Annotated in this window: 6 protein-coding genes; all 6 read left to right on the forward strand. The window is 61.7% G+C overall.

What is annotated here, in order from left to right:
- Nucleotides 1-32: 32 nt before the first annotated feature.
- Complete coding sequence (locus tag Q0J81_RS05205; protein WP_294446406.1) at nucleotides 33-2,306, forward strand: glycosyltransferase family 39 protein; 2,274 nt, start codon at nucleotides 33-35, stop codon at nucleotides 2,304-2,306.
- Nucleotides 2,307-2,391: 85 nt separating this feature from the next.
- Nucleotides 2,392-2,994 (forward strand): glycerol-3-phosphate 1-O-acyltransferase PlsY, encoded by a 603-nt coding sequence (gene plsY, locus Q0J81_RS05210; protein WP_294446407.1) that lies wholly within the window; start codon nucleotides 2,392-2,394, stop codon nucleotides 2,992-2,994.
- Nucleotides 2,995-3,157: 163 nt separating this feature from the next.
- Nucleotides 3,158-3,490, forward strand: a complete 333-nt coding sequence (gene raiA, locus Q0J81_RS05215) for a ribosome-associated translation inhibitor RaiA (RefSeq protein ID WP_294446408.1) — start codon at nucleotides 3,158-3,160, stop codon at nucleotides 3,488-3,490.
- Between the two features lie 158 nt (nucleotides 3,491-3,648).
- On the forward strand, nucleotides 3,649-4,935 hold the full coding sequence (locus Q0J81_RS05220; RefSeq protein WP_294446409.1) for an ATP-dependent 6-phosphofructokinase: 1,287 nt from the start codon (nucleotides 3,649-3,651) through the stop codon (nucleotides 4,933-4,935).
- A 115-nt stretch (nucleotides 4,936-5,050) separates the two neighbouring features.
- Nucleotides 5,051-8,422 carry an exodeoxyribonuclease V subunit beta gene (locus Q0J81_RS05225; RefSeq protein ID WP_294446410.1) on the forward strand — a complete coding sequence of 1,124 codons (3,372 nt, stop codon included), beginning with the start codon at nucleotides 5,051-5,053 and terminating at the stop codon, nucleotides 8,420-8,422.
- Nucleotides 8,409-11,402, forward strand: a complete 2,994-nt coding sequence (locus tag Q0J81_RS05230) for a PD-(D/E)XK nuclease family protein (RefSeq protein WP_294446411.1) — start codon at nucleotides 8,409-8,411, stop codon at nucleotides 11,400-11,402. Before Q0J81_RS05225 ends, Q0J81_RS05230 begins: the two co-directional genes overlap by 14 nt.
- The last annotated feature ends 155 nt before the right edge of the window (nucleotides 11,403-11,557 follow it).

Below are 11,557 nucleotides of genomic sequence, written 5' to 3' on the forward strand. Positions count from 1 at the left end.
CTTTTTTCTTGAACCCCAAGCGGGAGCCCGCCATGGACGAAAACATAGAACGCAAGAATCAGGATAAGGAACAACTTTCAGCAGCAAAAAGCGTCGTCGACGAACGGACGGAAACGACGCAGCCTGCTGAGGAAGGCGTCGCTGCCGTTTCCGGTGAAGAGACGCCGCCTTCCGATGACAGGACTCCCCTGGAAAACGGGGAATCGGACCTGACAAAGGAAGCCGGAGCAAAGACTCCCGAGGACGAAGGCGACATACTCGTCGAGCTCTCGCAGGAACATGTCGAAGACAAGGGCGAAGCCTCTTCCGAAGACAAGCAGGACACGCCGCTTACCCTCGGCGCCGCCCCAGCGGACAAGGAGGAAAAAGAGGCGGAAGCCATCGCCATGCCGAAAAAGTCCGTGCCCGTACCTCCGTCTTCCGGGCCTGCAGAAAAGCTCTTCAATGCGCTCTCCTACGCCGGACTTCCCGTTCTGCTCATTCTTGCCGCAGCCATGACCTTCCTTGAAGTGTGGCAGGTGCGCGATCTGTGGTTCTCCGACGAAGTCCGCCTTGCCGATGCCTTCATGAACCTCGGCAACGGCGACTGGCTCATGCTCACCATGAACGGCCTGCCCTATCCCGACAAGCCGCCTCTCTACTTCTGGTTCATGAAAGCGCTGACCATGATTCCCGGCGTGGCCATGCCCATGGTGATGTTCCTCGCGGTGGCAGTCTCCCACCTTCTGTTCATCGGTTCCATCTGGCTGCTTGCCCGGGGCACCGGTCACGATCGTCGTGAGGCCTTTGCCGCCGGTCTGGTGGCTCTTGGCTGCGCCTTCATCAGCGGTGCGGCCTGCTATCCCCGCATGGATCTTCTCTTTGCCGCCGTGGTTGCGCTCGGCATGACCTGCCTGTACCGCGGATGGATAAAGTCGTTCGCTCCCTTCTGGCTTGCCGCGGGCTTTCTGCTCATGGGCGCGGCCACGCTCATAAAAAGCCCCCTCGGCATCGCCTTTGCCGTGATCACGAGCGTCCTCTTCCTGTTCTGGCGCGGTACTCCCGGCCGCCTGAACAGCCGTGACGGACTGCCGGGCTTCACCCTCATGCTGCTCATGATTCTGGCCTGGGCTGCCGTGCTCTATCTTGGCGGACATCAGGAATACCTGCGCAACATGGTGATGCAGCAGCTCGCCGGTCGCGTGCTCGAGGGCGGCAATCACGGACAGCTCTGGTGGTACTATCTCGTGGCCCTTCCCGTCATCTGGCTGCCGTGGATTCTCGTGGTGCTGTTCGTCAACTGGTTCGCCGCTCTGCGCGGCATTCCGTCGGCATGGAAGAACCGCAGGGAAAAGGGCGGTTCCAGCTGGCTGTGGATATGGCTCGTCACCGGCGTGGCCATGCTTTCCGCCGTGCAGGCCAAGATGGCCGTATACGCCCTTCCGCTGCTCGCGCCTCTCGCCGTTCTGACCGGCCGTTCCATCATGCGTCTCACTCCTGGTCGCAGCCGCTTCTTCTTCAGCCTCTCGTCCGCTCTTTTCGCCGTTGCGGGCCTTGCTCTCGTTCTCATCGAGGTGTTCCCCGTTGTCCGTCCCTACGTGGGCGACTATCTGCCCGCCGTGCCTGCCGTGGCCGAGCCCTGGCTTGCCGGGCTTGAAGGCACCATGTACATGGGCGGCGTACTCATCCTTCTGGCCGTGGCGCTGCTCTTCTTCACCCGTCTCGGCCTGCCCGGAGGCTCCCTTCTCGTCGCCGCCTTCGGCATGATTCTCATGATGCTGCCCTACGAGGCCTTTGTCGCGCCTTCCATGGACAAGATTCTGAGTCCGCGGGCCCAGGCCGAGGCCATGGCCGCCAAGGTGAAGGAAGGCTACGCTCCGGCCGCCTTCAACGTCTACCCCGGTGCCTACGCCTGGCATCTCAACGAAATTCTGCCGCAGCAGTCCGGACGCCTCGCCGTGCCCGACCTTGCCACGACGGCCGACAGGGACGCCTGGCTCAAGGCACATCCCATGACGGTCATGGCCATGCCGGCCGCCGACTGGGAAGCCTGGACGGACAAGCCCGCCGGCGCACAGGTCGTTCTCACGTCCTGGATGGTGCACAAGAACTATGTGGTGGTAGCTTTCACGTCGAGCGAATCTCCCGCGCAGAACGCGCAGGAAACGACCGCATCCGCTGCCGAAGACGCTGCTGCCGAACAGTCTCCCGCCCCTGAAGCGGCTGCCGCTCCCGAAGAAGGCACGTCCGAAACGCCGGTCGCGGCCCAGACGCCCGCGGCTGCCGAAACTCCCGCGCCGGAAGAATCGCCATCCTCCGCCAAGTAAGTCATGACGTCATGCCCGGCGCGATGCTGTCGCGCCGGGCATTTTTCCACGCCTGCCGTCAGAACCTCAACCCGGATACGAGCCCATGACCTATCTTACCCTCGTTCTCTGCATCGCCCTGGCATTCCTTCTCGGCGCCATACCCTTCGGGCTGGTCATTGCCAAAACCTTCAAGGGCATCGACCCCCGCAAGGCCGGAAGCGGAAACATAGGCTCCACCAACGTAGCCCGTCTGTGCGGCCTGCCCTGGGGCATCATGACGCTTTTCTGCGACATCATGAAAGGCCTTCTGCCCGTACTTCTGGCCGTGAACGTGCTGCCTTCCCCCTTCATGCAGAGCATCGTGGCCCTCGCCGCCGTAACCGGACACATCAAGTCGCCCTTCCTGGGGTTCAAGGGCGGCAAGGGCGTGGCCACTACCATAGGCGCGCTCATTCCTCTGGCCTTCTGGCCGCTTCTGTGCGCCGTGCTCTGCTGCGTGGCCGTCATTGCCGTCACCCGTTACGTCTCGCTCGGTTCCATGGTCATGGCGGCTTCTCTCGTCGTCTTCTACGCGCTGTTCGGACGCTTTGATCTCGAGCCTCTGGCCGTCGTTCTTCTCGTCATGATACTCTGGGCTCATCGTGCCAATATAGGACGCCTCATGCGCGGAGAGGAAAGCAAGTTTCTTGCGAAAAAAAAGAGCTGACGTTCATGCAAAGTTCCTCTTTTCATAACAAAGGAATGCTGGACCTTCATGATGTTCTATGCTAGCGTCTTTTTAAGAGCAGAAGACCGTACGGTTCGAGGTCTTTGCGTCCCATGAACGCGGGGTTTGCCCGCTCCCGGCCCGACCGGGGAAGGAATTGCTTATGCAGATTGAAGTCGTTTTCCGCAATCTTACCCCTTCCGATGCCCTGAAGAACTACGCCCTCAAGCGTTTCCAGAAGATAGAGCGCATGGTCGGCGATGAGGAAGCAAAGCTTCTGGTCACCCTTTCCATGGAGAGCGGTCGCCCCAAGGCCGATCTTATGCTCACCGGTCAGAACCTCAACTTTGCCGCCAGCGAAAAGAACGACGACATGTATGCCGCCATCGACCTGTGCAACGACCGCATAGGTCAGCAGCTCCGCAAGGCCAGCGAGCGCCGCAGCCAGATCAACCGCGACACCATGGTGGATTCGCTGGACGACGGCAAGGCGTAGCCGCCTTGCAGGAAAACATGACATCCCGAATGCCTGCCGCCTCCTGTCGCAGCCTGCGACAGGAGGCGGCCTTTTTATCGGCCCGGCCCAAAAACTTTTGCGTGACAAGCAAAATCAAAAAAAGTATTCTCTTCGCTCTATGATTCTGGAGGCTGCAAATGACTCACGAAATAGATACGCATATCATGACGGTGGGCAAGGCCAAGATAGACAACCCGGCCATCGGTCCCTACGTCGACGACACGCCCGTTCCCTTCTATCTTGATGCCGAGCACGGCGGCGAAGACGTCAAGGGGCTGGAAGACACGCCCATCTATATTGAACAGGCCGGTCCGCGCGAGCACGTGTATTACGACCCCGGCAAGACCAAGGCGGCCATCGTCACCTGCGGCGGTCTCTGTCCCGGTCTCAACGACGTCATCCGCGCCGTAGTGCTCGAATCCTACTACGGCTACGGCGTGCGTTCCATTCTCGGCATCCGCTACGGTCTGGAAGGCTTCATTCCCAAGTATCACCACGACATCATGGAGCTCACCCCCAGGAATGTGTCGGAAATCCACACCTTCGGCGGAACCATTCTCGGCTCATCCCGCGGCCCGCAGAGCCCCGAGGAAATCGTGGATGCCCTTGAACGCATGAACGTCAACATGCTCTACATCATCGGCGGCGACGGCACCATGAAGGCGGCCGCAGCCATTCAGGAAGAAATCTTCCGCCGCCAGCTCCACACGTCCGTCATCGGCATTCCCAAGACCATCGACAACGACATCAACTTCGTGCCCAAGTCCTTCGGTTTCGACACCGCCGTGGACGTGGCCACGTCGTCGCTGCGCTGCGCCCACACCGAAGCCATCGGCGCCCCCTACGGCGTGGGGCTCGTCAAGCTCATGGGGCGCGAATCCGGCTTCATCGCCGCTCAGGCCACGCTTTCGCTCAACATCGTGAACTTCGTGCTCGTGCCTGAAGTGCCCTTCAAGCTCGAAGGCGAAGGCGGTCTTCTGCCCGCGCTCGAGGAACGTCTGAGAAACCGTTCCCACGCCGTCATCGTGGCGGCCGAAGGTGCAGGTCAGGATCTGCTCACCGCCAGCGGCAAGACCGACGCATCCGGCAACCGCGTGCTCGGCGACATCGGCCTTTTCCTGCAGAAGGCCATCAAGAATTATTTCTCCACCAAGGACATGAACGTCACCGTCAAGTACATCGACCCGAGCTACATCGTGCGTTCCGTGCCCGCCAACACCAACGACCGCGTCTACTGCGGCCTGCTCGGCCGCAACGCCGTGCATGCGGCCATGGCCGGCAAGACCAACATGGTCGTCGCCCGCCTGCTCGACCGTTTCGTGCATCTGCCGCTGCAGCTCGTCACTCGCCGCCGCCGTCAGATAGACATCAAGTCCAACTACTGGCGCTCGGTCATCGCGACCACGGGCCAGAGACTCGCATAACGCGGGCCGCACTTTTCAGATACCGGCAATGATGAAGGCCGCGGGCAACTTGTGTCCGCGGCCTTTTTGCATCGGCACGCCCGGAACGATTTTCCGTCTTGCGAAGAAGCGCGGAATGACCGATGATAAAAAAAACGCCCTTCCCGCAACCCCGTTTCCTATGAGCGAATTCCGACAGATCAAGGCTTCCGCAGGTTCCGGCAAGACCTACACGCTGACGAGCAGCTTTCTCTCCCTGCTTGCGGGCTCTTCCGGCGCGTCGTGGAGCCGCCCGCCCTCCGGCTGCGCCGTGGCCGAAGGAGATGCCTACGGCTGGCAGGAAATTCTTGCCATCACCTTCACCAACAAGGCCGCCACGGAAATGCGCGAGCGTCTGCTCTCCCGGCTCAAGGGCATGGCCCTTGCCCGGAGTGCCACCGCCTCAAAGGAGTCGTTCTGGAAGCCGGCCAGAGCGCGCGACGCCGTGGACATGCTCATACGCAGCTACAGTTCCCTGAACATTCGCACCATCGACAGTCTCCTGCATCTCATGGTGCGTCTTTCCGCGCTGGACTTTGATCTCTCTCCGGACTTCGAGCCGCGTTTTGCCGACAGCGACATCACCGGTCCCATTTTTGACGACATGGCCGAGCAGGCCCGCGACGACGAACTTCTCGGTTCCCTTTTCCGCCGCGCCTGCCGACAGATGCTGCGCTCGGAAAAGACGCGCGGCTTTCTTGCCGGAGAGCGCATACGCGAGCGCGTGACCGCCATGGTTTCGCTCATGCTCGCCGGGGACGGCTGGAGCATACGCGACCTCGCCTCGCCGGAAGAGGCGGAAGACCATTTCGCGTTCATCCTGCGCGGCATAGAAAACGACGCGCGGGAAATGCGCGCCCGCATTGAGCAGGAGGAGCTCAAGGCGAGCAAGCATTTTCTCAACGCTCTCGCGGCCTGCATAGACTGCGGAGGAAGAGCCGCAAAGCTTCCGCTCTCTTCGGCCATGTTTCAGAAGGAGAGCTTCGACGACTGTCTGCTCAAGGCCTCAAAAGGCAGCGCCAGTCTGTCGCTGCACGCGCTCTACGAGAGCCTGCAGAGCGACTTGCGGGAAATACGCGTTCTTCTCGGCGCGCGCCGTCTCATGCCGTTTGCCGAGCTTGCGCAGGCCGTGTACGCCAGAGTGGAGGAATACGAACGCAAAAACGGCATCATCGCCGCCTCGCAGGTACCGCGCCTCGCCATCCGCGCCGCGGACGACAGCGAAGGCGTGAACGAGCTGTTCTGCCGTCTCGGTGCGCGCATCACCCATATGCTCATCGACGAATTTCAGGACACGAGCCGGGATCAGTGGCTCGCGCTCCAGCCTCTGGCCGAGGAAGCGCTTTCCAAGGGCGGATCGCTCACCATCGTAGGCGACGTGAAGCAGGCCATTTACGGCTGGCGGGGCGGCGACGCCGCGCTCTTCGATCAGCTCGTGCGGCCGGGCTCGCCGCTGCTCTCGCTGGTGGAACGCCCCACGCTGGAAACGCTGCCCTTCAACTGGAGAAGCCGTCAACGCATCGTGGCGTGGAACAATGCCCTGTTTTCCCCCCTCGGAGACATGGCATTTGCCCGGGAGCTGCTCTCGCCCCTGGCCGAAGGGGACGGCGAGCTTCTGGAACAGCAGGCTTCGCTGCTTGCCGAGGCCTTCGACCGAGCCTCACAGAGTGCGGAGCACTGTGCGCCGGGCGGACTCGTGACACTGCGAGAGCTCGACAGGGGGCGGGAAGACGAAGAGCTTTCTTCCCGGCTGCCCGACATGGTGGAAGCGCTCGGCAAGGGCCGGGCCTGGGGCGACATCTGCATTCTTGCGCGAAACAACGATCAGGCCGCAAAAGCTGCGGCCTGGCTCATGGCACGGCGCATTCCCGTGGTCACGCAGGGCAGCCTTCTGCTGGCCGAACAGCCGGTCATCGCGGGCCTCGTGAGTCTTCTGCGCTTTCTGAACGACCCGGACGACGACATCGCCTTCTGGGCCGCGCTGAACGCGCGCGAGCTTCTGCCTGTGCTGCCCTCGCCGGACGGAGGAGTGCTCGACGAGGCGGCAATCACCGACTGGGCGGCACGACGCTCACGCCAGAGAACGCTGGCGCGACAGTTTGCTGCGGACTTTCCCGAAGCGTGGGAATCGGTATTTGCCCCGCTGCACGACAACGCGGGTCTGCTCACGCCATATGATGCGGTCATGGAAGTCATGGAGCGCTGGCACGTCATGGAACGCTGCCCGCAGGCTGAAGGCTTCGTGCGCCGTTTTCTCGAGGTTCTGTTCTGCGCGGAAGAACAGGGCGTGTCCGATCTTTCCGGCTTTCTCGATCTGTGGGACGAAAGCGGCAGCCAGGAAAAGGCGCCCCTCCCCGAAAGCATGGACGCCGTGCGCATCATGACCATGCACAAGGCCAAGGGACTGGAATTCGACGTGGTCATTCTGCCATGGCTGAATTTCTCCCTCGGACGATCCTCGGACGACAAGTCCATTTTCTGGAACAGCCGCGGTACGGGCCTGCTTGCTCCGCTGTGCAGGGACATGGGCAGACCGTGGCTTGAGGATCGCATGAACACGGCCAGAGAATCTCTGCATCTTATTTACGTGGCCATGACCCGCGCCGTATCCGAGCTTCACCTGTTCGTGCCCGATCCGGATGACGGCCCCGTGTCCTTCATGCTCGACTCGCTGCTCTCCCGCATGAGAAGCACACTGCAGGCAAAGGACGGTCTCCTTCTGTGGGGAGACGAACCGGACAAAACGCCGCTCTCCTCTGCGCCTGTGCCGCCGGAAGAAAAGACACCCGAGACGGAATCTGCGGCAGGAGCCGGAAAAGCGGCGTCCGTTCCTTCCTCCGACATACAGGAACGGTCTGCCGAAAAAGCGCCGATCACCGCTGCACAGGAGATACCGGCCAACGACGAGCGCTGGCGTCCCATGGCCTGGCTTCCGCGCCTTCGCATGTTCCGCAGTCCGCTGGAAGACTGGACCTTCACGCCCAAAAGGCGCGGTACGCTCGTGCATCACTGCCTTGAGAGTCTGCAGGTCTCGGGCGTGGGCGAAGCCTCGGCAAGGCGCGACGCCGCCCTTGCAGCCTCCCGCGGCATTTCCACGTTTCCTCTGCCCGTTCCCGACCGGGAAAGGGTTCAGAAGGAGGTGGAAGAGGTGCTCTTCTGGTACGCCATGCAGCCGGAAACGCCGCACTGGCTGGCCTTCGGCACGCCGGAACACGCGCTGCTCGACGCCGACGGCAGGCAGTACCGCGTGGATCTGCTTGTGGACGACGGACAGGAGCTCGTGGCCGTGGAGTACAAGACCGGAGCCGACGGAGAGCTGCCGCTTCCCGAACATGTATCCCAGCTTTCACGCTACCTCAGACTTCTTCAGCAGGCGGGAGGCATGAAGGTGCGCGGCGCGCTGGTGTATCTCGACCGCCGCCAGACCTTCCCGATTCTTCCCGGAGACGACGACCATGAGCAGCCGTAACCGTACTTTCAATCCGTTCCAGATCGTGCCGTGGGATGACGACTTCATGCTGCGCGTGCACGACCTTGCCCGGGAGATGACGGGCGACCGACCCGGCAAGGCGGTCATCGTGTTTCCGCTCAACCGTCCGCGGCGCTATCTGCTCGACATCTACCGTCGGGAAGTGACGCGTCCCATGCTTCTGCCGCACATCATGAACGCAGGGCAGCTTGTGCAGACCTGTCTCGAAAGCTGGACACGTTCCGTACCCCGCATGGCGGGTACGCTGGATCAGGTGGCCGTGCTCAAGGAATGTCTGCTTCACATAAGCTCCGGGGAGTCAAAGGACTCTCCGCTGGCAAAACTCGCCCGCAGTCTGGAGGATGAAGACGGCATGGCCCGCTTCTATCCCTGGGGCGTGCGCCTTGCGCATCTGCTCGACGAATGCGCCGGGCATATGGTGGAAGCCGAAGACCTGCTTCACGTGGACGACATGGTGGCCCCGTACGCGGCCGCGCTGCTCGGCAGTCTCAGCCGCATACAGGAACGCTACCGCTCAGAGCTCCGCAAACGCGGCCTGAGCACGCCGGGACTCGACGCCCAGCACGCCGCCCAGCTTGCCGGAGCCTCTCCGGATCTGCCCCTCAAGCTTCAGGGCAAGAGCGTCATCATCGCGGGATTCGTGCGCCTCACCCGGGCGGAAGACGCGCTCTTCCGCTATCTGTGGGAACGGGGCGCCCAGATATGCCTGCATACCGACCCTGCCGTTCTTTCGGGCGCGGGACACTGGAGCTGCGGCGAACACAGGGAATGGCTCTCGCGCTGGAAGGCACGGGGAGAACTTCTCGGCAAAACCTCGAACCGGGAGCCCGTCATCCATTTTCATGCAGGCTACGATCTGCACTCACAGCTTATTGAACTCAAAAAGGAGCTGGAAACGAACCCCTGCCCGAACGAGAGCCGGGCCGTGGTCATCACCCATGATTCCCTGCTCATGCCCACTCTGCACCACATTCCGGAAAAGAGCATCAACATCTCTCTCGGCTATCCGCTGGAGCGCTCGCTACTGGCGCAGCTTGTCGAGCGCATCATGGAAACGCGGCGCAGCATGAACGGCGCGGGCCTCGTACACTGGAAAAGTCTCATGGCGCTCATACGCCACCCCTACGTGCGCATGCTCGGTGTTCCTTCCGCCGAAGAAGACGGCAGCATCACGCCGCTTCGCCCCTTTCTCTCACGCTTTGAAGCAAGACTGCGCACAGGCAGCCGCATGATGGACGCCAAAACTCTGGCCTCCGACATGGCGGACGACATTCTCGGCGACCTCGACGGCAGACCTCCGGCCGAAGATATCACGGAAGAAACGGGACAGCTTCTGGAACGGGTCATGGACACGCTCGTTGCCAGATGGCGCACTGTGGACACCCTGGCGGACATGGCCTCCCGCCTGCGGGAGCTGTGTCAGCTTCTTCTGGAGTGCGGCGCGCACATCTGGCCGCGCTTTCCGCTGGACGCGGAATGTCTCGCAAGACTCATGCAGGGCGTGATTCCCGAGCTTTCCGACAATGCCATGGCCGACGAAACGCTGTCTCTGGAGTCGATTTTCGCCATTGTGCATCAGGGGCTTGCCGAACAGCGCGTTCCCTTCGAGGCTGACCCCCTCACCGGACTGCAGATTCTCGGTACACTGGAAACACGACTTCTGCATTTCGACCGCGTATACTTTCTGGACATGACCGAAGACGCCCTTCCCGGTGCCCCAGCCCGCGATCCGCTGCTGCCGGACAATCTGCGTCCTCTTCTTGGCCTTCCGGACAACAGTCGCCGGGATCAGCTTGCCGCGCATACCTTCCACCGCCTCATTGCCGGCGCGAAGGAAGTGTTTCTGTACTGGCAGGAAGGCGTACAGACCGGCGTCATGGACGGCAAGAAACTCCGATCCCGTCTGGTGGAAGAATCCATATGGCGCGTGGAGCAGAAGAAAGGAGAGGTGCTGCGTCCCGGCACGGACCCGCTTCACGCTTCCGTGTTTCCCATGACGGAGCCGCCGATTCCCCTGTACGCTCCCATCCTCCGCACCGACGCCGTCAACATCCGCATGAAGGAAATCCTTGAAAAAAAGCTCTCCCCCACGGGCCTCGACACCTACATCGCCTGCCCAGCGCGTTTTTTCCGCAAGTACGTGTGCACGCTGAAGGAAGTGGACGAGGTCATGGAGGGCGACGATCATCTCGGCGTGGGCAATCTTCTGCATTCCGTGCTTCTGCGGGCGTTTCAGCCTTTCCTCGGGCTGCCCGTCACCTCCGGGGAGCTGAACGCGGAACGACTGGAAAGCCTCTTTCGCGAGGAACTGGCCAAAAGCGGTCTTGCCGAAAACCTTCCGGCCCAGAGCCGCTTCATGCTGGAAGCCGCCGGACCTTCCCGCCTGCGCGACTTTGCCGCCGCTCAGCCGGAGGTGCTGGAAGTCGTGCAGCTTGAGCATAACGTTTCAGCCGTTTTCGAGGAAGGCGGACGACGTTTTACCCTGGAAGGCAAGATAGACCGTCTGGACAGAAGAGAAACTGGTCTCGTCATTCTGGACTACAAGAGCGGCAGCACCAGCCGTCAGCCTCATCCCTCCTTCTGGGACGACGGCCTTCTGTGGGACGCCATGGACTCCTGGATGCCGGGAAAGGCCGACCCGCTGCCGGATCTTGCCAAAAACCTGCCCAGCATTCAGCTTCCCGCCTATCTTTATATGTGCGGCCATGACCCGCAGAACGCCGAACATCTGCGCTATGCTCCCCTCTTTGACGCCGCACTCGTGCAGCTTGCCGACAGAGGCGAGGAACTGCCTCTGCTCGGCACGAAAATCGACGACGACGCAAGGGAACGCATCATCAAGGAACGCATTCCCGCCCTGCTCGGCTTCGTGCTGCGGCATATGGCCACGGCCGAAGCGTTCACCCCCCGCCGAACAGACCGCTGCGTGCGCTGTCCCTACGCAAGCTGCTGCCGGTAGGCAAAAAACTGTCCCGAGCTTGAGCCCGGCACACGGCAAAAGTCTCGCAGATGCCGCATTTTCCGGCAGATGGCATAAAAGTCAGGACCGCCCCTTCAAGGGGCGGTTTGATTTGACCCTATAAGGGTCTATTACTCGGCTGCCCTCTTAAGAGG

The organism is uncultured Mailhella sp., from assembly GCF_944324575.1.
Lineage (GTDB): Bacteria > Desulfobacterota > Desulfovibrionia > Desulfovibrionales > Desulfovibrionaceae > Mailhella.